Annotated in this window: 25 protein-coding genes; 19 read left to right on the forward strand and 6 right to left on the reverse strand. The window is 31.8% G+C overall.

The features are described 5' to 3' along the window. Positions 1-6 precede the first annotated feature (6 nt). Together A8C32_RS01885 and A8C32_RS01890 are read right to left on the reverse strand one after the other, a co-directional pair. Positions 7-678: a succinate dehydrogenase cytochrome b subunit gene (locus A8C32_RS01885; RefSeq protein WP_069828755.1), complete on the reverse strand. Its 672-nt coding sequence runs from the start codon at positions 676-678 to the stop codon at positions 7-9. 159 nt (positions 679-837) lie between these two features. Beyond that, positions 838-2,700 carry a T9SS type A sorting domain-containing protein gene (locus A8C32_RS01890; protein ID WP_083253205.1) on the reverse strand — a complete coding sequence of 621 codons (1,863 nt, stop codon included), beginning with the start codon at positions 2,698-2,700 and terminating at the stop codon, positions 838-840. Positions 2,701-2,816: 116 nt separating this feature from the next. On the opposite strand from A8C32_RS01890, the gene A8C32_RS01895 reads away from it, so the two are divergent. Next, complete coding sequence (locus tag A8C32_RS01895) at positions 2,817-4,106, forward strand: aminopeptidase P family protein (RefSeq protein ID WP_069828757.1); 1,290 nt, start codon at positions 2,817-2,819, stop codon at positions 4,104-4,106. Between the two features lie 92 nt (positions 4,107-4,198). Here the strand turns inward: A8C32_RS01895 and A8C32_RS01900 are convergent, their stop codons facing one another. Beyond that, positions 4,199-5,521, reverse strand: coding sequence for an aspartate kinase (locus tag A8C32_RS01900; RefSeq protein WP_069828758.1), 1,323 nt, complete (start codon positions 5,519-5,521; stop codon positions 4,199-4,201). Between the two features lie 243 nt (positions 5,522-5,764). Between A8C32_RS01900 and A8C32_RS01905 the strand changes: the two genes are divergently transcribed. Beyond that, positions 5,765-6,421: a hypothetical protein gene (locus A8C32_RS01905; RefSeq protein ID WP_069828759.1), complete on the forward strand. Its 657-nt coding sequence runs from the start codon at positions 5,765-5,767 to the stop codon at positions 6,419-6,421. Here A8C32_RS01905 and A8C32_RS01910 read toward each other — a convergent pair whose 3' ends face one another. Next, positions 6,422-7,717 (reverse strand): branched-chain amino acid transport system II carrier protein, encoded by a 1,296-nt coding sequence (locus A8C32_RS01910; RefSeq protein ID WP_069828760.1) that lies wholly within the window; start codon positions 7,715-7,717, stop codon positions 6,422-6,424. A 34-nt stretch (positions 7,718-7,751) separates the two neighbouring features. Here A8C32_RS01910 and A8C32_RS01915 point away from each other — a divergent pair, with 34 nt between their 5' ends. Beyond that, the gene (locus A8C32_RS01915; protein ID WP_069828761.1) at positions 7,752-8,528 is read left to right on the forward strand and encodes an alpha/beta fold hydrolase; all 777 of its coding nucleotides are present in this window, start codon (positions 7,752-7,754) and stop codon (positions 8,526-8,528) included. 62 nt (positions 8,529-8,590) lie between these two features. Further along, positions 8,591-8,857, forward strand: coding sequence for a DUF1660 family phage protein (locus A8C32_RS01920; RefSeq protein WP_069828762.1), 267 nt, complete (start codon positions 8,591-8,593; stop codon positions 8,855-8,857). 255 nt (positions 8,858-9,112) lie between these two features. Here the strand turns inward: A8C32_RS01920 and thiL are convergent, their stop codons facing one another. Then, on the reverse strand, positions 9,113-10,159 hold the full coding sequence (thiL, locus tag A8C32_RS01925) for a thiamine-phosphate kinase (protein WP_069828763.1): 1,047 nt from the start codon (positions 10,157-10,159) through the stop codon (positions 9,113-9,115). Between the two features lie 83 nt (positions 10,160-10,242). On the opposite strand from thiL, the gene A8C32_RS01930 reads away from it, so the two are divergent. The 15 genes from A8C32_RS01930 to A8C32_RS02000 all read left to right on the forward strand — a co-directional run bounded on the left by A8C32_RS01930 (position 10,243) and on the right by A8C32_RS02000 (position 24,073). Next, positions 10,243-11,481, forward strand: a complete 1,239-nt coding sequence (locus A8C32_RS01930) for a choice-of-anchor B family protein (RefSeq protein ID WP_069828764.1) — start codon at positions 10,243-10,245, stop codon at positions 11,479-11,481. A 10-nt stretch (positions 11,482-11,491) separates the two neighbouring features. Further along, positions 11,492-12,853: a hypothetical protein gene (locus tag A8C32_RS01935; protein ID WP_069828765.1), complete on the forward strand. Its 1,362-nt coding sequence runs from the start codon at positions 11,492-11,494 to the stop codon at positions 12,851-12,853. Continuing rightward, on the forward strand, positions 12,854-13,621 hold the full coding sequence (locus tag A8C32_RS01940) for an MbnP family protein (protein WP_069828766.1): 768 nt from the start codon (positions 12,854-12,856) through the stop codon (positions 13,619-13,621). A 7-nt stretch (positions 13,622-13,628) separates the two neighbouring features. Continuing rightward, positions 13,629-14,696 carry a cytochrome-c peroxidase gene (locus tag A8C32_RS01945; RefSeq protein WP_349267220.1) on the forward strand — a complete coding sequence of 356 codons (1,068 nt, stop codon included), beginning with the start codon at positions 13,629-13,631 and terminating at the stop codon, positions 14,694-14,696. A 206-nt stretch (positions 14,697-14,902) separates the two neighbouring features. Then, positions 14,903-15,232, forward strand: a complete 330-nt coding sequence (locus A8C32_RS01950) for a HesB/IscA family protein (protein ID WP_069828767.1) — start codon at positions 14,903-14,905, stop codon at positions 15,230-15,232. 23 nt (positions 15,233-15,255) lie between these two features. Then, complete coding sequence (gene sufB / locus A8C32_RS01955) at positions 15,256-16,704, forward strand: Fe-S cluster assembly protein SufB (protein ID WP_069828768.1); 1,449 nt, start codon at positions 15,256-15,258, stop codon at positions 16,702-16,704. A 70-nt stretch (positions 16,705-16,774) separates the two neighbouring features. Then, entirely contained in the window at positions 16,775-17,194 is a 420-nt protein-coding gene (locus A8C32_RS01960) for a hypothetical protein (protein WP_069828769.1), read from the forward strand. Positions 17,195-17,273: 79 nt separating this feature from the next. Next, complete coding sequence (gene sufC / locus A8C32_RS01965) at positions 17,274-18,026, forward strand: Fe-S cluster assembly ATPase SufC (RefSeq protein WP_069828770.1); 753 nt, start codon at positions 17,274-17,276, stop codon at positions 18,024-18,026. Between the two features lie 135 nt (positions 18,027-18,161). Then, positions 18,162-19,475 carry a Fe-S cluster assembly protein SufD gene (gene sufD, locus A8C32_RS01970; RefSeq protein ID WP_069828771.1) on the forward strand — a complete coding sequence of 438 codons (1,314 nt, stop codon included), beginning with the start codon at positions 18,162-18,164 and terminating at the stop codon, positions 19,473-19,475. A gap of 88 nt (positions 19,476-19,563) precedes the next feature. Next, a complete protein-coding gene (locus tag A8C32_RS01975) occupies positions 19,564-20,778 on the forward strand; it encodes an aminotransferase class V-fold PLP-dependent enzyme (RefSeq protein ID WP_069829156.1) in 1,215 nt (404 codons plus the stop codon). 64 nt (positions 20,779-20,842) lie between these two features. Then, positions 20,843-21,289, forward strand: coding sequence for a hypothetical protein (locus tag A8C32_RS01980; protein WP_069828772.1), 447 nt, complete (start codon positions 20,843-20,845; stop codon positions 21,287-21,289). 333 nt (positions 21,290-21,622) lie between these two features. After that, a complete protein-coding gene (locus A8C32_RS01985; RefSeq protein ID WP_069828773.1) occupies positions 21,623-22,045 on the forward strand; it encodes a SufE family protein in 423 nt (140 codons plus the stop codon). A 65-nt stretch (positions 22,046-22,110) separates the two neighbouring features. Further along, positions 22,111-22,437 carry an SUF system Fe-S cluster assembly protein gene (locus A8C32_RS01990; RefSeq protein WP_069828774.1) on the forward strand — a complete coding sequence of 109 codons (327 nt, stop codon included), beginning with the start codon at positions 22,111-22,113 and terminating at the stop codon, positions 22,435-22,437. A gap of 52 nt (positions 22,438-22,489) precedes the next feature. Then, the gene (locus A8C32_RS01995; protein ID WP_069828775.1) at positions 22,490-22,996 is read left to right on the forward strand and encodes a DUF2480 family protein; all 507 of its coding nucleotides are present in this window, start codon (positions 22,490-22,492) and stop codon (positions 22,994-22,996) included. Between the two features lie 123 nt (positions 22,997-23,119). After that, a complete protein-coding gene (locus A8C32_RS02000; protein WP_069828776.1) occupies positions 23,120-24,073 on the forward strand; it encodes a DUF3078 domain-containing protein in 954 nt (317 codons plus the stop codon). Positions 24,074-24,256: 183 nt separating this feature from the next. On the opposite strand, the gene hflX is transcribed toward A8C32_RS02000, so the two are convergent. Continuing rightward, complete coding sequence (gene hflX, locus A8C32_RS02005) at positions 24,257-25,474, reverse strand: GTPase HflX (protein WP_069828777.1); 1,218 nt, start codon at positions 25,472-25,474, stop codon at positions 24,257-24,259.

Genomic DNA, 25,474 nt, shown 5'->3' on the forward strand with positions numbered 1-25,474 from the left:
TTAAGATTAATGGTTAAAATGATGAAAAAGTGCAATAACAATAAACCCTAATGGAATAATAATTGAATAGGCTTTACCAATATTTTGTAATGTTTTCTTGCGCCCCGCAGTAGCTCCCATAGATTGGAATGCCGATGTAAAACCATGTAGTAAATGCAATGCTAAAAACACAAAGGCTATTACATAAGCAACAACTCTTAACGGGTTTTCAAATTTCTCTACTAACTCATGGAAATATCTAAACTCGCCATTATGCAATCCAGACATATCTCCAACAATATACTTTGTATTAATTTCTGGAATCCAGAAATCAATAAAATGCAATACAACAAAAGCAAGAATTGCAATTCCGCTGTAAATCATGTTTCTACTCATCCAAGATGAATTCGCAGCACCATTGTTTTTTGCATACTTAATACCATTCGCTTTTTTATTCCTAAGTTCCAATACAAACCCCATAACAAAATGAAATACAACACCAAAAATCAAAACAGGCTGCAAAGCATACTGCACCAATGGGTTTGTACCCATGAAGTGCGACACTTCGTTAAATACATCTGGATTGAATATTGATAAAATATTGATAGCAAAATGCTGAAGTAAGAAGAACATCAGGAAAAATGCAGAAAGCGCCATAGCTACTTTTCTTCCTATTGAAGAATTAAAAAATCCACTCATATTTTTTAAGTTAATTTATTTAATTACAAATGTAATTTACAATAAAGTCTTAGACAAAAACCTATGCATAAAAAATTATAATTTAGAACAATTATAAGTAAAAATACTTAGTTTAAACTAAGTATTCCCTATGTTGAATATTATAAGTTAATTTTGGTTTTATTCAAAAATAAGTTTTTTGGTAATAAATGTTCCTTCAGAATGAATATTAACAAAATAAACCCCTTTAGAAACTCCAAATAAATTAATCGTTTTAATATTTGATGCGTCAGAAATATCATGTTCAGAAATCAATCTTCCACTAATATCATAAATAGCTGCTTTTTCTAAGCTAATTAAAGCACCTTTTTTTATAGAAAAATTACCCTTTGTAGGATTAGGAAATATAGAAACATCACTTGCTAATTCTCCTTCATTATCACTAGTAGTACTCAAAGTACAATTAGCGACATAATCTATCATTAAACCTTGTGAACAAGCATTAACAGTAATACTTCTACCATGAACATTACTTGCTGCTGTAATATTATTTGAATTTAAAACTCTCTGCTGCTCACCATTAGATATAGCATAATGCATAACATCATTTGAATTATCTGCTTGTGAAGAATCATCTATTACATGGCTTAATTGATGTGCATGACCTAATTCATGGAGCGCCACACTTTCAAAATCGTATTGCACAAAATCTGGTAATCCTGTACCAAAAAACCAGTCGATTGCAGAATCAAAAACAATATCGATCTCAGTTACATGTGCATTCCAAGTAGCTGGCATACCAGAAATTCCACAGCCAGAAACCCTACTAAAAGTTTGACCAAGAACGCCAGCTGGTAAATTATCAGAAGGTACATTATTGTTATCAAATTTAACCACGCTAACATCATCTGCAGCCGCAATATCAATTCCCGTTGCAGATCCAGCAACAATCCAATTTACTTTAGTTTCACAACGCCATTGATCTAATACTTTTTCGAAAGCTGCTTTAGCTCCCTGAAATTCAGAATTGTTAAAAAAACCTGTTTGCATTTGAAATGTATAACCTCCACTACCATTACTATTAATATGTCTTATGGGGTATGCATAAAGTCCTAAAGGCCCGTTACCGTCAGGATCAAATTCCGCATTACTTTCTGAATAAGTAATAGTTAAATCGCTTGTAGATTGCCCAGTAGTTGTATCTGCATTTTCTACCAAAATATTTCCCGTTCCTGCACTTGATGGTATTTCCACTGTTATTCTTGTATTGGACCAAGTTAAAACTTGCGTATCTAAAGCAAAAACAAAAGTTGCTCCACCATCATCTGCATTACTAAATCCAACCCGTCCCTTCGTTGCACCAAAACCAGTACCATTTATAGTTAAAACGGATTTAGTTCCTCCCGTAGATGTAGTTGGAGAAAATGTTATAGCTTCTGGAGGAAGCATTAAGCTTTTACTTAAATTAGATTTCGAGAATTGATTCACATTAAACGAAGACATCTCTGTATAATTTGATTTAGTATAATCCATTATCTCAGCGTAAAACGATGAAGAGATACCTTGTTTTTTATTAAATGGATTTACCACCAAATCATCATATAAATTGTATTTATAAAACCCTTGCAACGAGCCATAAGGTTTAAATTTTTCACTTGATGATTTACCTGTTTTATTTAAAACTAAATTATCATTCTCTAACATAAAAACGCCTATGTCTCTAACACTTAAATTTAAGCTAGGTGAAACAATTAAGGCGGTCTCCCCTACAGTCCCTCCTAAAGTGACAATATCTACCGTTTTTAATAAATCCCCTTTAAACACTTTACTTACTCTCACTGTATTAATAGTATAAATATTTTTATGACTATTATCCCAAACAGATTTTTTAGCAATAACCTCACCTTCAATAACTAAACTCGAACTTTTAATTTGAGCTTTTAATGATATTTCTTTTAACATTACCTGAGCAGACAACATGTTGGCACTCAATAAACATAATAATATAACCGACCCGAAAGATATTAGTACAATTCTTTTCATTTTCTTTAAATTTTATATTCTTTTTCTATTCGATCAGGGGGTAAATCAAAGATAATAAATATAATCCATGATTTATTTAGATTTAGTACTTTTAGCAAACTTAATACACCCTTAACATGAAATACCATTCTATAAAAAACACCCTTTTTTCAAAAAACAGAGAAAAATTCTCTAACCAAATGAAAGAAAACAGCTTAGCTATTTTTAATTCTAATGACATATACCCTATAAGCGCAGATAGCACTATGCCTTTCCAACAACATAGAGATATCTTTTATCTATCTGGTATTGATCAAGAAGAAAGTATTCTCGTTTTGTTTCCTGACTGCCCAAAAGAAAAGCACCGAGAAATGTTATTTTTAAAAGAAACCAATGACCATATTGCTGTTTGGGAAGGAGAAAAACTAACTAAAGAAAAAGCTTTTGAAACAAGTGGTATTAAAACCGTTTATTGGCTACAAGACATGGAGAAAGTTATAGCAGAAATTATGTCTCAATGCGATACCGTATACATAAACACAAACGAACACTACAGAGCCAATGTAGAAACCGAAACTAGAGAAGATAGGTTTACAAAATGGCTTAAAGAAAAATATCCAGCGCACAGTGTAGCTAAAAGCAACCCTATTTTACAAAGATTACGCTCTGTAAAAGATCCAATAGAAATAGATTTAATACAGCAGGCATGCGATATCACAGAAAAAGGATTTCGTAGAGTTTTAAATTTTATAAAACCAGATGTTTGGGAATACAATATTGAAGCAGAACTGATGCATGAGTTTTTAAACAATCGTTCTAAAGGTTTTGCGTACACACCTATTATTGCCTCGGGAAATAATGCCAACGTACTTCATTATATTGAAAACAACCAACAATGTAAAACTGGTGATTTAATTTTAATGGATGTTGCTGCAGAATACGCTAATTATTCTAGCGACATGACACGTAGTGTCCCTGTCTCTGGTAAATTTTCTAAAAGACAAAAAGCTGTTTACAATGCTGTAAATAGAGTAAAAAAAGAAGCTACAAAAATGCTTACTCCAGGAACTATATGGGCCGATTACCATATTGAAGTTGGAAAAATAATGACCAGTGAGTTATTAGACTTAAATTTACTTGACAAAGCTGATGTACAAAATGAGAACCCAGATTGGCCAGCATATAAAAAGTACTTTATGCATGGCACAAGTCATCATATGGGGTTAGACACGCATGACTATGGAATTTTAACAGAGCCTATGCAGGCTAATATGGTTTTTACAGTCGAACCTGGGATCTATATCCCTGATGAAGGCTTTGGTATTAGACTAGAAGACGATGTTGTTATTCAAAAAACTGGAGAACCTTTTAATTTAATGAAAAATATCCCTATTGAAGCAGATGAGATTGAAGACATCATGAATTAAATCCGAGCCAAAAAATCTTCTTATTCAAAAAAAATAAAGGGTCGTTTAATAAAAACGACCCTTTTGCTAACAACACTAAAATATGTAATAATCTATAGAGTGACTAATTCAAATAAATAACTATTTAGTTTTTGTAGCGTATTAATTTTATCTTCAGTATCTATTAATAATGAAATATTATTATTACTTCCTCCATAAGAAATCATTCTAATTTTTACATCTTTCAATATTTGAAATAATCTAAAAGTATCTTGATGGTTTACTATAGAATGTCCTACCAAACAAACAATACTTTGATTTTTATCAACCTCTATCGAAGCAATTTCCTGTAATTCAGCAAGAATTTCATTAAGATTTCTATCATCATCAATAGTTAACGAAACAGCAACCTCAGATGTTGTAATCATATCTATAGAAGTTTTATATGTTTCAAAAATCTCGAATACCTTTTTTAGAAAACCATGTGCCTGCAACATTCTTGCAGATTTAATTTTTATAGCCGTAATATTATCCTTTGCAGCTATTGCTTTTATTCCATTTTCCGAAGTTTCACTAGAAATCAATGTGCCATGAGCATCAGGATCCATTGTATTTTTTAATCGAACAGGAATATTATCTGCTCTTACAGGAGTTACTGTTTGCGGATGCAATATTTTTGCTCCAAAATACGCTAACTCTGCAGCTTCATCGAACGACAAATTCGAAATAGCTCTAGTATTTTCAACGTGCCTAGGATCATTATTATGCATACCATCTATATCCGTCCAAATCTGAACCTCTTCAGCCTTAATAGCTGCCCCAATAATAGTTGCTGTATAATCACTACCTCCACGCTGTAAATTAGATATTTCACCTTCTTCATCTAAACAAATAAACCCTTGCGTAATATAAATATCGGCCTCGTCAACTTTATTTAAAACAATCTGAAAATTCTCTTTTATATAATTAATATTTGGTTCTTTAAAACCGTCAATACGCATAAAATCTAAAGCTGGTAATAATGCAGAACTCACGCCCTCTTGCTTTAAATAACTATTAAACATAAAAGTTGAAAGCAATTCTCCCTGAGCAACAATTTGATTTTCTAATAATTCAGAAAAATCTTTATAAGTACATTCTACTAAAAAATTAAAGACACTAGAAACATATCCTTTAACAGTTTTATTTAAAACAACATCACTAAGAAGATTATCTATAGTAACAAAATACGTTTCATGAAGTTTATTAATAACACCTAAAGCGTCATTGGATTTACCATCTGCTATATCCTTTGCGATAGCTACTAATTTATTAGTTGTTCCAGACATAGCAGAAAGCACTACAACCTTCTTCTTACCATCGTTAATTATACTTTTAACGTTGCTCATATTTTCAATAGATCCTACTGAGGTGCCTCCAAACTTTAATACTTTCATGTTATATCTTTTAAAAACCTATAAACAAGCTATTTATAAAACAAGAGCTTAATACTAGGTACTTGATTTTCATTATTTTGAAAGCAAAACTATAACTCATTTAGCTAATAGCTATATTTATTAAAAAATATGTTTATTTTTGCACATATTGTTAAATATTTAACAAAATGTGTTTGTCATTCTAATAGTTATTTATTTAAATGGTATAGCTATTATAAATAATAAAGATCATAAAATAAGCATATGAAAACAGTATCAAATTGTGTTGAAGATATTCTAATAACGCAACCTTACCTAGAAGAGGCATTATCAAGAAATATTATAAACTTTAGCGCCTTAGCCATTGAACTTACAGAACCTATAAGCAAGATGCTTAAGAAGGATGTAAAACCTGGAGCAATCATGATGGCTTTAAGACGCTACAACCCTCCTACTACTTTATCGAATTCTGTTAAAATGAAAAAGGCTATTCAGAATTTGGGAGACATTACAGTACGCTCTAATTTAACAGATTTTACCGTTAGAAATTCTGATACACTTATAGATAACCATGCAAAAATCCTAGACCGAATTAATCAAGAATCTAAGCTTTTTTATACGTTTACTAGAGGTATTCATGAAAGCAATATTATTATCTCAAGTAGTCTAAAAGATTTTATTTTAGAACAACTTAAAAACGAACACTTTCTTGCAATACAAGACGGCCTATCTGCTATTAGTATTAACCTACCCAAAGACAACTCAAAAATCGCAGGACTTTATTACCATTTTTTTAAACGTTTAGCATGGGAAGGCGTTGTACTATATGAAGTTATATCTACCACAAATGAATTCACTATTTTAGTTGAAGATGAGTTTGTAGACAAAGCTTTTGCCGCTATTAAAAGAGTAAAAGCCTAATCATTTATTTTTTATAATTTTAAACAGATTAACAATTAAAAAAGCAACTGTCATTGGTAATAACCATCCCACACTATAATGACTTAAAGGAATAAAATCAATAAGATTTTTTAATATTTTCGAAGGACTTATAAAGTTTACAACATCAGGAATACTGAATACTAAAGTAACTAAAATTGTAGTTCTAAACACTATGGGAGCCGCAAACTTTTCAGGAATTACATTAAGGAAAATTAAAACAATTGTGATAGGGTAAATAAATAACAAAACTGGATAAGCCAAAACAATAATAGAATGGAAGTCTAATTGACCAACAACAACCCCAAAAAGACATGCTATAATTGCAGTTAAGACATAGATCTTCTGAGAATCACCAAATAAGCCTTTAAAATAATCTGCAGTACCCGCAATAATACCAACAGCTGTTGTAAAACAGGCTAGAGAAATTAAAATACTTAAAGTCATATTACCAAATGATCCCAAAGCCGCTAAACTAATACCTCTTAATAAGACAGCACGCTGCATATCATTATTTAAGGCATTATCAATATTAATTTCCGTACCATAGAATGCCCCTACAGAAATTAATCCAGCGTATATAATAAACAAACCAAAACCAGCAATTAGTCCTGACTTTTTAATTAAATCCTTCCTAACATTAAAAGAAACTTGTCCTTTAAAATTCAAAGACACAATAATTACAGCTCCAACTACAACAGCCCCTATCGCATCAAACGTTTGATAACCTTCTAACACACCACTAACAAAAGATGGCGCATTTAGATTAGGCATATTTGTAATAAATTCTGAAGAAAACAACCCTATACCAATAACCAACAAAAGCATAATAACGATAAAAGGCGTTAAAAATTTACCAATGAAATCCAAAATTTTGGAACGATTTAAAACGAATACCAATACTAGAGAAAAATAAATAGCACTTGTTAATAATGGAGAAGTACCAAAAACTGGATAAATAGCAATTTCATGAGTAGCAGATGCAGTTCTTGGTGATGGAATAGCAATAGATATTAAATAAACTAGAACACAATAAACAACACTAAAGAGCGGAGATACCTTTTTTCCAAAATCATACATTGTGCCTTGTAATCTAGCATGAGCATAAATACCTAAAATAGGAATAATTACTGCGGTAATCATAAAACCGATAGTCACTAAAAACCAACTTCCTCCTGAATTATAGCCTAAAAGAGGAGGGATTAATAAATTACCAGCTCCAAAAAACAACGAAAACAATGCAAAACTTGTAACTAGTATTTCTTTAGTTTTTTTCATAGTATGCTTTTATCTTTGTCCAATATACTTTAAAATGATTTTAGAACATAAAGGCATTAACATTTTTTATACAGATCAAGGAAAAGGAAACGCTCTTGTATTATTACATGGTTTTTTAGAGAATAGCTCTATGTGGTCACCTTTTATCCCATCTTTTTCAAAAAAAAACAGAGTAATTTGTATTGATTTATTAGGTCATGGAAAATCAGAATGCTTAGGTTATTTACACACTATGGAACTTATGGCCGAAGCCGTGGAAGCTGTTCTTAAACACTTAAAAATTAGACGCTCCACATTTATAGGCCACTCCATGGGGGGGTATGTAGCGCTCGCTTTCGCAGAAAAAAACCCAGATGCTTTAAAAGGATTATGTTTAATGAATTCCACATCCAATGCAGACACCCCAGAAAAGAAAAAAAACAGAGATAGAGCCATTTTAGCTGTAAAACAAAACCATAAAGCATTTATAAGAATGGCTATTACTAATTTATTTAGACCAAAAAACAGAACTATTTTCTCTGAAGAAATAAAAGAATTAAAAAATGAAGCATTAAAAACACCTTTACAAGGTATTATTGCAGCACTTGAAGGTATGAAAATAAGAAACGACAGAGAAGCCTTACTCCACTTTACGCCTTTTAAAAAAATGATGATTCTAAGTAGAAGAGATCCTGTACTTGATTACAATTCATTAATTACTCAAACAAAAAATACACAAGTCCAAGTTGTTGAGTTTTCTGATGGACACATGAGTCATATCGAGAATAAAAAAGACTTTTCGTACAATGCTTTGCGTTTCATCGAAAAATAATAACACCTTGTCGTTTTATTCGTTTTTATTTTTAGATTTAACAATCCCTAACGATAAAAGATATGAAAAAAACTACTAACAAACCAACACTAATTCCTAAAATGTACTGCAATTTGTTTGGACATGATTATCAAGTAACTAAAAAAGTTACATACCATGTTAAAGAATACACTTGCTCCCAATGTAAAAAAGAATTAACCACAGACAGTAATGGTCAATTAATTGAGTTAACCCCTAAATTTAGAGAAATTAATGACATATTAGAACGTATTCACACTTCAAGGATGGAACGTTCAAAGAATAAAGCAGTCGCTTCATCAGTTTATTAAACAATCTCTCATGCTTCTAAATTGTTTTTAGCACCTTAACACACTTTAAACAATCTAATTAAATAATAAAAAAAATATTTAGTCATGACTAAAAATAACACGTCATGTTACCTATTATGTAAAAGAATACACGTGTAAAAAACAACTTATACCTAAGTATAAAGAAATAAATGATCTTTTAGTATTTTACGTACTATAAGCATGCTCAAAAAATGAACATAAGACGTGAGTAAAACCTAAACAATTACTTAATTCTTAATCATTAAAATTTCTCCAGCCTTGTGCTTTAATAGGAACTCTAGTTTCTGCTCTAGTAACTAAATGCATGCCTTCTTTAGTATCTTTAATATGACCAATAATTGTTAAATTGGGATTTGCCTTTATTTTCGAAAAGTCGTCTTGAGAAATAGTAAATAATAACTCATAATCCTCTCCTCCACTTAAAGCCACAGTGGTACTATCAATATTAAATTCTTCACAAGTTGAAATAACTTGAGGATCTAAGGGTATTTTTGCTTCATATAAATCACACCCAACTTCACTCTGCTTACAAAGGTGAATTATTTCAGAGGACAAACCATCACTTATATCAATCATTGATGTTGGCTTCACCTCTAAATCTCTCAACAATTTAATAATATCTTTTCTAGCTTCAGGCTTTAACTGCCTTTCTATAATATAAGAATATGGCTCTAAATCTGGTTGGCTATTAGGGTTCACTTTATAAACCTCCTTTTCTCGTTCAAGCACCTGAAGCCCCATATAAGCTGCACCAACATCTCCTGTAACAACTAGTAAATCATTTGGTTTAGCTCCACTTCTATACACTTCACCATTGTCTTCAACTTCACCAATAGCCGTTACAGATATAAGCAACCCTGTTGTAGACGACGTCGTATCACCTCCAATAACATCAATATTGTAAATAGAAGCAGCTGTTTCTATTCCAGCATATAAATCCTCTAAAGCTTCTAAAGGAAACCTATTTGATACCGCAATAGACACTGTAATTTGTGTAGCTTTTGCGTTCATAGCATACACATCTGATAAATTAACTACAACCGCCTTATAACCTAAATGCTTTAATGGCACGTAACTTAAATCAAAATGTACACCCTCAACAAGTAAATCTGTAGTGACTACAATCTTTTTGTTTTTTAAATCTAAAACAGCTGCATCGTCACCAATTCCTTTAACTGTCGAAGACTGTTTAATTTTGAAATTTTTAGTCAAATGATCTATAAGACCAAATTCACCTAAATCACTTAATTGAGTTCGTTGTTGATTTTTATCTTCTATCATGATGCAAAAATAAGAAGCTAATTTTGTTTTTACTACCTTTATACTAAAAACAAAACTTATTTAGTTATTAATATAAATTTGTTATGAAATATACCAAACTCCTTTACAGAGGATTTTTAGGGTGTGCTATTTTAGTATTACTTTACAATTGTTCAAAAGACAACACTTCTATAAAAAATAACAATATATCTGAAGCATTATTCCCTTGTGAAAATGGTTTTGCAGATATTTATCCATGTAATAATTATGATTTAATGGCGCACATACCATTAAGCACTTTTGGAGCAATATCTGGAAATGATTGCTGGGGTTGGACAGACAGCACAACAGGAAAAGAATACGCTTTAATGGGTACTGATAGTAACGTTTCATTTATTGATATTACAGAAGCCAACAACCCTATTTATCTAGGAAACCTGCCTACAGCAACAACCGCAAGTTCTTGGCGAGATGTAAAAGTATTTAAAAACCATGCTTTTATTGTTGCAGACAAAGCTGATAATCACGGACTACAAGTATTTGATTTAACTAGACTAAGAAATTTAACTAATCTACCAGAAATTTTTTCAGCAGACACACATTTTACAGACTTTGGCAGCGCCCATAATATTGTAATAAATGAAACCAGTGGCTATGCATACATTGTTGGAACAGACAGAAGAGGTATTTTTAAAGGAGGGCCATTATTTATTAACATTAATACTCCAAAAACACCAGTTTCTGAAGGTGGATTTGGAGCAGGAGGTTATTCTCACGATGCTCAAGTAGTAACCTATAGTGGTCCTGACGCAGACTATATAGGTCGTGAAATATTAATTGGAAGCAATGAAAACGAAGTCGTTATTGTAGATGTCACAGATAAAGCAAAACCTATAAGTATTTCAACAATTAGCTATAATAACGTCGGCTACACACACCAAGGTTGGTTTACCGAAGACCTCAAATACTTTATTTTAGGTGATGAAACAGATGAACAAGATATAGGAAACAATACGCGCACCATCGTTTTTGATTTTACAGATTTAGATAACCCACTATTTCATACAGACTATTTCTCCAATTTTACAGCTATAGATCATAATGGTTATGTAAAAGGCAACACGTACTATCAAGCAAATTACAGAGCTGGAGTTAGAATGTTAGATATAACCAACATTAGTAATAAATCCATTACCGAAATAGGTTTTTTTGACACCTACACAGATAACAATATTACTGGCTTCCAAGGCGCCTGGAACGTCTATCCATATTTCTCAAGTGGAAATATAATAATTAGCGATATTAATAAAGGGCTCTTTATTATTAGAAAAAGCGGAACATAATTATTAGCTTATGTATAATTTCTTAAAAAAACATATAATCGCTTTAATACTCCTGCCTATTGTTTTACAAACATTTAGTTGCTCACAAAATGATGATACTTCAAAGCCATCAAACACATCTAAAGTAGAACTAGATTTTATAAAAACACTTGGAGGCTCAAAAAATGAAAGTGCCAAAAACATTACCAAAACTTCAGATGGCGGATACGTCGTTTTAGGACATACTCAAAGTATAAATGGAGACATAACAAACAAAAACAATGAATCTTTCGACTACTGGCTACTTAAATTTAATGCCAACAATAGCTTACAATGGCAAAAAACATATGGTGGAAGTGATGACGATAGAGGAAGCTGCATCATTCAAACATTAGATGACGGATACGCTATAACAGGTTTTAGTAAAAGTGCCAATGGAGATGTAACGCAAAATAATGGTTTTAACGATTTTTGGGTATCTAAATTAGATAGTTCCGGAACTATCTCTTGGGAAAAATCATTCGGTTTTTCTGGAGTAGACCAAGGTATTTCTATAATTCAAACTAACGATAAAGGCTTTCTTTTAACTGGCGTTCTAGATGTTTCAGCATCTAACGGACAAGGAAACAGCAAAAGCACAGCTACACAACATGCTGGTGGCGATTACTGGGCAATAAAACTTAACACTTTAGGAGAGAAAGAATGGAGTAAATTCTATGGAGGCACTTTTACAGATACACCTTACGATGCCATACAGACAGAAGATAATGGCTACATTATAGTAGGCTCATCAGACAGTAACGATGTCGATATAAAAGCAAACAAAGGCTCTTATGATTTTTGGGTTGTGAAAATATCCGAAACTGGAGATTTACTCTGGGAGAAATCTTATGGAGGTAGCGAAATTGACGAGGCCAGAGCTATTGAAAAATCAAATGATGGCAATTACATTATTGTTGGAGATACCAGAAGCAGCAATTTAGACGTTTCATTTAATAACGGCGCAGCAGATTTGTGGATTATTAAAATATCACCTAGCGGGAATTTAATTTGGGAAAAATCATTTGGAGGCACTAATTTTGACGCTGGCCGTTCAATATCAAAAACTCAGAATGGCGATTTCATTATTTCTGGCAGTTCAAGAAGCTCAGATAATGATCTAAACAAAAATAATGGACAAAATGATGCTTGGGTTTTAAAGATAGACACCAATGGCAATTTAAAATGGCAAAAAAACATTGGAGGCTCCAGTATTGATCTTGCACATGACGCTATTGAAATTAATAACAAGACAATAATCTCGGTTGGCGAGTCTAATAGCTCCGATATAGATATTACAACCAATAATGGATTTACAGATTTACTCATATTAAAAATAAAAGAAAATCAATAAATGAAAAGAATAAACTTTATACTAATAACTTGTTTATTTACAGTAATTTCATGTAATAACGACAATGATGATCAATCTGAAAGAACTAATATTACTCTTAATTTTAATCATAATTGGGACGAAACCCCTTTTACAAATGCTAATTTTAACACCATTCAATACACTAATGCTAATGGAGAAGAAATGAGCATCACAAAACTTCGTTATTTAATTTCAAATGTTACTTTAACAAAACCAAACGGAGAAACAATTGTCCTTGATGGTTACAATTTAGTAGATGTTACCAATAACACAGATCTATCATTTACACCAATTACTGCTATTCCACTAGGAGTTTATAGCAGTCTATCTTTTACTTTTGGTTTTAATAATGATGCTAATTACAATAATAATTACACAGATTTAAATTCGGTATCATGGAATGTTCCTGAAGCATTAGGTGGTGGCTACCACTACATGCAACTAGAAGGTAAATTTATAGACAATACTAGTACAGAAACTGGATACGCATATCACACGATAAGAGCCGTAAATAACTCTGGAGCTATTCAAGTTTTTCAAGATACATTTTTTGAAGTCAACCTAGGAGAAGTTACTGTTTCTAATAATTCTACTTTTGATATTGAAATAAATATAGCAGAATGGTTTAAAAACCCAAACACCTGGGATTTAAATACATTAAACAATATGCTCATGCCTAATTTCGATGCCCAAATCATGATGTTTGAAAATGGTCAAAACACATTTAATTTAAAACCAATTCAATAGTTTTATTTTGAAAACATGGAACACATATATTTATATACTTTTTATTTTCACGTGTATATCATGTTCAAATGAAAAAATAGAAACCTATGTATCCAAACCAAGCTTATTACAAATTCCAAAACTTTTTGAAGATAATATATTAGCACCAGTAATTCCGAACAATAATCTGCAAACTATTGAAGGTATTTCCCTAGGTAAAAAACTGTTTTTCGATCCCATTTTATCTGCAAATAACACACAAGCCTGTGCAGACTGTCATGCCCTAGAAAATGCATTTACAGACACAGACAGGTTTAGCGACGGTATTAATGGTGCTTTTGGCAAACGTAACTCTATGCCTCTATTTAACCTAGCCTGGAATTATGATGAAAAGTTTTTTTGGGATGGTAGATCTTTCAGTTTAGAACACCAAGCCTTTTTACCTGTAACAGACCCCAATGAAATGGGGAGTACTTGGATTCAAGTTGAAGAAAAATTACAACAACATCCGGAATATCCAGAATTATTTCAACAAGCATTTGGAACATCAACAATAGATTCTACTTTAGTTACAAAAGCTATAGCGCAATTTGAACGCACACTAATATCTTCTAACTCTAAATTCGACAAATACCTTTTAGGAGAAACCTCTTTAACAGCAGAAGAACTCAATGGTTTTAATATTTTTATGGATGAAACTCGAGGAGATTGTTTTCATTGCCATGGAAGTGACAAAAATCCATTATGGACAGATAATATATTTCACAACAACGGTTTAGATACAGTTATTACAGATTTAGGTTTAGGAGCAATTACTGGAGACCCCGCAGATAATGGTAAATTCAAATCGCCTTCGTTAAGGAATTTAGCATTTACAGCACCCTATATGCACGATGGTAGGTTTAAAACTTTAAACGATGTTATAAATCATTACAGTGAAGGACTCAAAAACTCTACAACCATAGACCCCTTAATGAAAAAAGTAGCACAAGGAGGTGTACATTTAACTCCACAAGACAAAGCAGATTTAAAAGCTTTTTTACTGACTCTCTCTGATTATGAATTTATAAACAACCTTAACTTTATAAAACCATAAGAAAAACCTATAAAATTATATATTAATATAATGTTAGGTTATATGGAAATCCATGACTTATATTGTATATTTGCACTCTATTTAGAAATCATCTTAATAAATTTACTGATTATTTTAAACAATAGTCAATTTTATTAACAAAGGTTATATGTGCCAGTATTTAAACAATATGAAAGACATATGAATAAATCTAAATTAAAGATGTTATGATTAAAGTTTCTGAAACAGCTAAGAAAAAAGTTATTGAGCTTATGCAAGATGACGGCTACAATCCTACTACAGATTACGTTCGCGTTGGTGTTAAAAGTGGTGGCTGCTCAGGCTTGTCCTATGATTTAAAGTTTGATAAAGAAAATCAAGAAGACGATAAAGTTTTTGAAGATAATGATGTGAAAATTATTGTTGATAAAAAAAGTTTCCTATATCTTATAGGAACTACTCTTGAATATTCTGGAGGATTAAACGGTACTGGTTTTGTATTTAATAATCCTAACGCTAACCGCACCTGTGGTTGTGGAGAATCATTTTCACTATAAAATTTAAGAAAGAATAAAGAATTATGTCGAAGTATACAGAAGATGACCTTCGCGAGGAGCTTAAAACCAAGGAATACGAATACGGTTTTTACACAGATATAGAATCTGAAACATTTCCTAATGGTTTAAATGAAGATATTGTACGTGCTATTTCTAAAAAGAAAGAAGAGCCACAATGGATGACAGATTGGAGGCTAGAAGCTTTTAGAGTATGGAAAGATATGGAGGAGCCTGAATGGGCGAATGTAAATTACAAAAAACCCGACTTCCAAGGTATTTCATATTACTCTGCACCAAATAGCAAACCTAAGTATGAAAGTTTAGATGAAGTTGATCCAGAATTACTGGCAACTTTTGAAAAACTTGGTATTTCTTTAGATGAACAAAAAAAGTTATCTGGAGTAGCTATGGATGTTGTAGTCGATTCAGTATCTGTTGCAACAACATTTAAAAAAACCTTAGGAGAAAAAGGTATTATTTTTATGAGTATTTCTGAAGCCATAAAAGAGCATCCAGAACTTGTTAAAAAATACATAGGTACCATTGTACCACAAAAAGACAACTTTTACGCAGCATTAAATAGCGCTGTATTTAGTGATGGAAGTTTCTGTTATATCCCAAAAGGCGTACGCTGCCCTATGGAATTATCAACATACTTTAGAATTAACCAAGCAGGTACAGGTCAATTTGAAAGAACACTTGTTATAGCAGATGAAGGAAGCTATGTAAGTTATCTTGAAGGATGTACTGCTCCAAGCAGAGATGAGAACCAATTACACGCTGCAGTTGTAGAACTAATAGCCTTAGATGATGCTGAAATTAAATACTCAACAGTACAAAACTGGTATCCAGGAAATGCAGAAGGAAAAGGTGGAGTGTACAACTTTGTTACAAAACGAGGATTATGTGAGAAAAATGCAAAAATCTCTTGGACTCAAGTAGAAACGGGTAGTGCTGTCACATGGAAATATCCTTCATGTGTATTAAAAGGCGATAATTCGGTAGGAGAATTTTATTCAATAGCAGTAACGAACAACTACCAACAAGCAGATACAGGTACTAAGATGATTCATTTAGGTAAAAACACTAAATCGACCATCATTTCAAAAGGAATTTCTGCAGGTAAATCACAAAACAGCTACCGTGGTTTAGTTCAAATAAATTCGCGAGCAGAAAACGCCCGTAACTTTTCACAATGTGATAGTTTACTTATGGGTAATGAATGTGGTGCACATACATTTCCATATATAGAAGCAAAAAACAAATCAGCTAAAATAGAGCACGAAGCAACAACTAGTAAAATTGGTGAAGATCAAATTTTCTATTGTAATCAACGTGGTATTGATACCGAAAAAGCAATTGCGTTAATAGTTAATGGTTTTAGTAAAGAAGTATTAAATAAACTGCCTATGGAATTCGCTGTAGAAGCCCAAAAGCTATTAGAAATAAGTTTAGAAGGATCTGTAGGGTAAAAAATGAAATAAGTTTCATGAAGTGTTAATAAAAAGTCTCTCATTATATTAAAAAACCTAAATTTTAAAAATGAAAAAAAGCACATTTTTTATCGCATTAATGTTTACAGTGTTTTTAAGCTGTAAAGACAACACAAAAGGAGATCAAAAAGAAACAATTACTGCAGATGACAGTGAATTAACCGAAAAACAACGTGATGGACTAACACTATTAAAAGGGGAGTTTGTATATCATGGTGGCGCAGCTGTTTTACAAACACATGCAGAAATTTATGGCGTTTTAATTACCGATAAAATGCATGAGTTAAACAAACTTGCAGAGCAATATAAAAAAGCTCCAACAGACATGGTTAATGTTGAAGTTAGAGGAAAAATAAGTAACCAAAAAGATGATAAAATTCTTTGGGAAAATAAACTTGAAATTGTTGAAATATTAAATATAAAATCAGCTCCCCAAGAAGATAACAACGTAGTAAAACTAGGAAGTTAATTAAAATAGAGAAATCAAATTCCAAACCTTAAAACAAGTTTATAAAATGTTTTAAGGTGCAGGATTTTAAACAAATAGTATGTTAAAGATCGATAATTTACACGCAAGTGTTGAAGACAAAAGTATTTTAAGAGGTATAAACTTAGAGGTAAAAGCAGGCGAAGTGCATGCTATTATGGGACCTAATGGTTCTGGTAAAAGTACACTAGCTTCTGTTATTTCTGGAAAAGAAGAATATGAAGTAACTAAAGGAAACATCTCTTTTAATGGTGAAAATATTGATGAATTAGCTGCTGAAGAACGCGCACATAAAGGTGTATTCTTATCATTCCAGTACCCAGTAGAAATCCCTGGTGTATCTGTAACTAATTTCATTAAAACAGCTATTAACGAAACACGTAAAGCAAAAGGATTAGAAGATATGCCTGCAAAAGACATGTTAAAACTAATTCGCGATAAAGCAGATTTATTAGAAATAGACAGAAAGTTTTTATCACGTTCTTTAAACGAAGGATTTTCGGGAGGAGAAAAAAAACGTAATGAGATTTTTCAAATGGCTATGTTAGATCCAAAATTAGCTATTCTTGATGAAACAGATTCAGGTCTTGATATCGATGCTCTACGTATTGTAGCTAATGGTGTTAACAAACTAAAAAATGAAGACAACGCTGTTGTAGTAATAACACACTACCAACGTTTATTAGATTATATCGTTCCAGATTTTGTACACGTTTTATACAATGGTCGTATTGTAAAGTCTGGTGGTAAAGAACTAGCACATGAGCTTGAAGAAAAAGGATACGACTGGATTAAAGAAGAAGTAGACGCTTAAAAAATAGTTTGTAGTGTTCAACCCTATTAGTAATTTGCTCAAACATAATTGAACACTAAAAAGTTTAAAAAATTAGTAAACAGCTACCTACTTAGTATAAATATATACTGAAATAGTAACTGAAAACTGAAAAAAATGGATTTAAAAGAAAAATTATTATCATCCTTTTTAGTATTTGAAGATAAATCTGATGCAGATAACTATTTGCATGAAGTTAGAAACGATGCTATAAAAACATTTGAAGAAAAAGGCTTCCCTACAAAAAAGGAAGAAGCTTGGAAATATACCTCTTTAAACAAAGTATTAAAGGAAGATTATAGCGTATTCCCAAAACAAGAAAACGCATTAGATTATAGTGATATAAAAAAATATTTTATTCATGATATTGATACTTATAAAATAGTATTTATAGATGGTAAATATTCATCTCACCTATCTCAAACAACACACGAAGGTATAGATGTTTGTTTAATGTCTTCTGCATTAACAAAGCCTAAATACCGTTTAATTATTGAAAACTATTTTAATAAAGCGGCTACAAAAGATAGTTTACCTTCTTTAAACACTGCATTTTCAAATGAAGGAGCGTATATACATATTCCTAAAAATAAGGTTGTAGAAAAACCTATTCAAATTATACACTTTTCTACAGGAAACGAATCTGCTATATTATTACAACCACGTAATTTAATTGTTGTTGAAGAAAATTCACATGTACAAATTATAGAGCGCCATCAAAGTTTAACAGATAACCCTGTGTTAACAAATAGTGTTACCGAAATTTTCACAAAAAAGCGAGCTATTGTAGATTATTACAAAGTACAAAACGATAATTTAAACGCCTCACTTGTAGACAATACCTTTATCAAGCAAAAGCAAGAAAGTATTGCCTCTGTACATACTTTTACTTTTGGTGGTAAGCTAACCCGTAATAACCTAAATTTTTATCAAGAAGGAGAACGCATTGACTCTATCTTAAAAGGCGTAACAATTATTGGGAACAAACAACATGTAGATCATAATACTTTAGTTCACCATATAGAACCAAATTGTGAAAGTCATCAAGATTACAAAGGCATCTTTGGTGAAAATGCAACAGGTGTTTTTAATGGAAAAATTATTGTTGAAAAAGAGGCGCAAAAAACCAATGCATTTCAAGCCAATAACAATATACTAATTAGCGATAAGGCAACTATAAATACAAAACCTCAATTAGAAATTTTTGCAGATGATGTAAAATGTTCTCACGGTTGTACTATAGGTCAATTAGATGAAAGCGCTATGTTTTATATGCGTTCACGTGGTATACCAGAAAAAGAAGCGAAAGCACTTTTAATGTATGCTTTTAGTAATAACGTATTAAGTTCTGTAAAAATCCCAGAAATCAAACAACGTATCACTAAAATTATTGCTAATAAATTAGGCGTTAATATAGGTTTTGATCTATAATATTTTTTGAAGCTATATCCAGCTTTTGGCAGTCGCTCTCTACGAGGAGCTCCAACAAATGCCTCAATCTGGGCTAAACCAAACAACTATGTTAGATTATAAAAATATACGCAATGACTTTCCTATTCTTCAACGTGAAGTAAATGGCAAACCATTAGTCTATTTTGATAATGCAGCAACATCGCAAACACCACAACAGGTTATAGATGTTATTGTAGATTATTATTCAAACTACAACGCTAATATTCATCGTGGTGTACATAGGCTAAGTCAAGAAGCTACAGATAAATACGAAGAGGCTCGTCTAAAAGTGCAAGCCCATTTTAATGCTAAATTTTCGCACGAAATTATATTCACGTCAGGCACTACCCACGGGATTAATTTAATCGCAAATGGGTTTTCTTCTATATTAAAAAAAGGAGATGATATTATCGTTTCTGCATTAGAACACCATAGTAACATTGTGCCATGGCAAATGCTTTGTGAGCGTACGGGAGCATCACTAAAAGTAATCCCAATGAATAAGGAGGGTGAATTAATCATGTACGATTATGACAACTTATTATCTACAAACACAAAGCTAATATTTGTAAATCATATCTCGAACGCATTAGGTACCATCAATCCTATTGAATATATTATTGAAAAAGCGCATCAAGTAGGTGCAGCTGTTTTAATTGATGGGGCACAATCTTGTCCGCATATAAAACCAGACCTTCAAGCCTTAGATGTTGATTTTTATGTCACCTCTGCTCATAAAATGTGTGGTCCAACAGGTCAAGGTATGCTTTATGGAAAAGAAGCTTGGTTAAAAAAACTACCTCCCTACCAAGGTGGAGGTGAAATGATAGCAGAAGTTACTTTTAAAAAAACGACTTATGCCGATTTACCACATAAATTTGAAGCAGGAACACCAAACATATGTGGAGGAGTAGCTTTTGGAGCTGCTATAGATTACATGAATAGCATTGGATTTGAAAACATTGCTAAATATGAAAATGAATTGTTAGAGTACGCTACTCAAAAACTTTTAGAGATTGAAGGTTTGAGAATTTATGGAACTTCAAAACATAAAACTTCAGTCATTTCATTTAATTTAGATGGTATTCACCCTTACGATGTAGGCACTATTCTAGATAAAATGGGTATTGCTGTTCGTACAGGCCATCATTGTGCGCAACCCATTATGGATTTTTACGGTATACCAGGAACTATAAGAGCTTCCTTTGCCTTTTATAATACTAAAGATGAAATTGATACTTTAGTAACAGGTGTTAAAAAAGCAAAAATGATGTTGATGTAATATTTTGGCTTCTTTTTTTTGTATTATTGGCCTCCCAAATATAAAAATACAATTTTAAGCCATTATGAAATTAATACTAATACTGTTATCTCTACTTTTAGTAAATAATACATGCTCTAAAACTAAAATAGATCAAAATGCCGTATCAATAGAGTATACGGCAAATTCAAGAGGCTCTTTTAAGCATATAAGCATTACTAAAAAGCGTATCTCCTTAGTCAACAAAAGAGATGTTAAACCCATCTCTAAAGAATGTAATCAAGCAAGTTGGAACAAGCTAATGAAGATATTTAAAGACCTTGATATTAAAAACATACCCAATCTAGAAGCGCCTTCTAAAAAACGTTTTTTTGATGGTGCTGCCATAGCTAGATTAAAAATTACATGTAATGGCACTGTATATGAGACTCCGAGCTTTGATCATGGTAATCCACATAAAGATATTACAAACTTAGTTAATGAAATCATGTCCATTTATAAAAATAATGAATGGTTACTTCCTATACCTTAGACACCATTAATTCATTGTAAAAAAATGGTGGTAGAAAAAAAATGTTTCTTCTCATTTTACTTTTATAATTAATAGTTAATAATGAATTCATCTTGACTTTTTCTATTTCCTAAAAAAATGGCTGCAAATTGCCCATATTTCGTTACTTTTTTTATTCGTAGCTCTGCTGTGAGCTTCAAAAAGAGCCTCATCTAGCCAAATTTCATCTCATTTTCGGTTAAAAACAAAAAGCCAAGATGATTTCAATGAGAAGTTTCAAAGAAAGAATGGTATTATTTAAGTAAATTAAAATGATAACTGGTATTGTTGTATTTTTGCGTAAAATTTGTAACAGTGAGTATTGAAGATATACAAAACGAAATAATAGACGAATTCTCAATGTTTGAAGATTGGGAGGAACGTTATCAATATATGATCGATTTGGGGAAAGAATTACCCTTAATTGACGACCAATACAAAACAGATAGCAACATTATAAAAGGTTGCCAGAGTAAAGTATGGGTACATGCCGAAATGAATGACGATAAAATAGCATTTACTGCAGATAGTGATGCTATAATTACAAAAGGTATTATTGCCATTTTAATTCGTACATTTTCAAATCAGCACCCTAAAGACATTATTGATGCCAATACCAATTTTATAGATGAAATTGGCTTAAAAGAGCATTTATCGCCAACACGTGCTAATGGTTTAGTAAGTATGGTAAAACAGTTAAAAATGTATGCTATAGCATACCAAACACAACTAAAATAAGTTTAATCGTTTTGTGTTTAATTGTTTTTTAACAATTAAATAAATAAACACAATAGATATTAAAAATGAGCGACACAACAATAGACACAAACGCATTGGGCGAAAAAATAGTAAACGTACTAAAAACCATCTACGATCCTGAAATCCCTGTAGATATCTACGAACTAGGATTAATATATGATGTATTTGTAAATGAAGATTATGATGTAAAAATCTTAATGACGCTTACCACTCCAAACTGTCCAGTAGCTGAAACATTACCTCTTGAGGTTGAAGAAAAAGTAAAATCTTTGAATGATGTAAAAAGTGCTGAAGTTGAAATTACTTTCGACCCACCTTGGACTCAAGAGCTTATGAGTGAAGAAGCTAAATTAGAATTAGGTATGCTTTAATTTAGAATAACTATTAGTGAACCCATAAAATAGATAACTTAACAATATATACTTGAAAGAGGAAATTATAAATCGCGTAGCGAATAGCAAATTAGTGACTTTAAATCTTGAGGATTATTATCCTGATGGCAAACGTGTGCTTTTTGATATTAAGGACTGGCTTTTTGAAGGCTTTGTGTTACGCGAAAAGGATTTTAGAAATCATGTATTAAAATTTAATTGGTCTCAATATCAAGGTTGCTATGTTGCGTTAACCTGTAGCACAGATGCTATTATTCCTGGATGGGCAAATATACTTTTGAGTATTCAATTAGAACCTTTCGCAAAAAAAACAATTATTGGTAATCTAGAGGATTTAGAGACATCAATCTATCAAGACATTATTAATAATCTAGATATTAGCTCCTTTAATAACAAACCTATTATTATTAAAGGCTGTTCGAATAAACCTGTTCCACAAAATGCTTACACGATGCTTGCAACAAAATTAAGACCTATTGCAAAGTCTATCATGTATGGTGAGGCATGTTCTGCCGTTCCCCTTTATAAAAACAAATAATTTTTTAAGTTTTATAGTGACCTAATTAAAAAAAAGGGTCTCATAAATGGTCACTTTAACTAAGGTGGCCTTTTTAACGAATTTAAAATTAATTTATATTTGCGAGTATTTAACAATTACAAAATGAAAAAAACTTTACTACTATTGGCATTATTTATCGGTATAATTTCGGTAAATGCACAAACTAAAGAAGAATTGAAAACTCAAAAAGCAGAAAAACAAGCTGAAGCAGATGCTGCTCAAGCCCAAGCTAATGCTATACAAGCTAAAATTGATGCATTGCCAGGATGGCGTATTGGTGCTTTTGGTACTATAGGTGGTAGTATATCTGGTTTTAATAATTGGTATTCTCAAGGAACTCCAAATAATAATTCTGGTAATATTGGGTTTACAGTTAATGGGTTTGCCAATTTAATTGAAGATAAATTCTTTTGGAGAAATGCCTTAACTACAAATTTAAACTGGGTGAAATTAGATGATAGAGATAACCCTAATGACGATGACGATTTCAACCCTACTACAGATGTTTTTAATATCTCTTCTTTATATGGTAGAAATATTACTAAAACATTAGCCATTTCTACTTTAGCAGAATACAGAACTACCTTATTAGATAATTTTAACGATCCAGGATATTTAGATGTTGGTGTTGGTGCTACGTGGACACCTATTAAAAATTTAATAGTTGTTGTACATCCTTTAAACTACAACTTTGTATTTAGTGATGAGGATACTATTTTCGAATCTTCTTTAGGTGCAAAAATTGTTGCCGATTATACGAGACAAATTGGTGCTGTTAACTTTAAAACTAACCTATCTGCTTTCCAAAGTTATGAGTCTGAAAACTTATCTAATTTTACATGGACTAACTCTTTTAGTTATACTTTATGGAAAATGATTGGTGTTGGTTTCGATTTTGGTTTAAGAAGTAACAAACAAGAAGCTCTTAATTTTGCTACTACTGCTTTTGAAAATTTATCTCCTGCAGATCAATTAACTACAGAGGCTCCTACTTTTGATAATGTTGATAATGATTTACAAACTTATTGGTCAATTGGTTTAAGCTATAAATTCTAATAACTACTATAAGTTATAAAGACCTTAAAAGGTTATTATAAAAAATGCGCTTCTTAAAAATAAGAAGCGCATTTTTTATGCGTTAGGGATAGCAATGAAAATCCTTTTTGTGAGCTACGAGCAAAAAGATTGTAATGAATAGCCCGACCTTTAGGTAACGCCCATAGTATTATACTAAAATTATTACTCCATCTCGTCGTAATTATAATCTGGATACAAAAAGTGATTATAAGGAAAACGTGTAACATGTACCTCTCTTACCTCATCGTAAACACGTTTTTTAAAATCTTCTAGATTCTGCTTATTTATTGCAGAAATAAATAGCGCATTATTCCCTACTTTATTCATCCAAGTACTTTTCCACTCATCTAAACTGTAATGCAGTCCTGTTCTTTCGGCAATTAAATCTGTGTCATCAAAAGGTTCTGCTTGATACGCATCAATTTTATTGAATACCATAATAATAGGCTTATCACTACTTTTTATTTCTCCAAGAATTTTATTTACAGAGTCTATGTGCTCTTCAAAATTAGGATGAGATATATCTACTATGTGTAATAACAAATCTGCTTCTCGAACCTCATCTAGCGTACTTTTAAAACTATCTACTAATTGAGTGGGTAGTTTTCTTATAAAACCAACGGTATCACTTAATAAAAATGGCAAATTTTGTATCACTACTTTTCTAACCGTTGTGTCTAAGGTTGCAAATAGTTTGTTTTCGGCAAAAACCTCACTTTTACTAATTACATTCATTAAAGTAGACTTCCCTACGTTAGTATACCCTACAAGGGCTACACGAACCATTTTACCACGGTTTCCACGTTGTACTGCCATTTGCTTATCAATGGCTTTAATACGTGCTTTTAACAAGGCTATTTTATCACGTACTATACGTCTATCGGTTTCAATTTCTGTTTCACCAGGTCCACGCATACCAATACCTCCTTTTTGTCGTTCAAGGTGTGTCCACATACCTCTTAATCGTGGTAATAGGTATTCGCATTGCGCTAGTTCTACTTGTGTTCTAGCATAGCTTGTTTGCGCACGTTGTGCAAAAATATCTAAAATTAAATTTGTTCGGTCTAAAACTTTAACATTAAGAATTTTACTTATGTTACGTTCTTGGGCCGAAGATAACTCATCATCAAAAATAGCGGTTCCAATATCGTTTGCTTCTATATATTGGCGTACGTCTTCCATTTTCCCTGTACCTATAAAGGTTTTAGGGTTTGGCATATCCATTTTCTGGGTAAATCGTTTTATGGCGTATCCTCCAGCTGTGAATGTTAAAAATTCCAATTCATCTAAATATTCTTTAGATTTTTCTTCATTCTGATCTTTAGTTATAACTCCTATTAAAACTGCTCTTTCTAAAGCTATGTCTTTCTTTTCTAACAT

The organism is Flavivirga aquatica (genome assembly GCF_001747085.1).
Classification (GTDB): domain Bacteria; phylum Bacteroidota; class Bacteroidia; order Flavobacteriales; family Flavobacteriaceae; genus Algibacter_C; species Algibacter_C aquatica.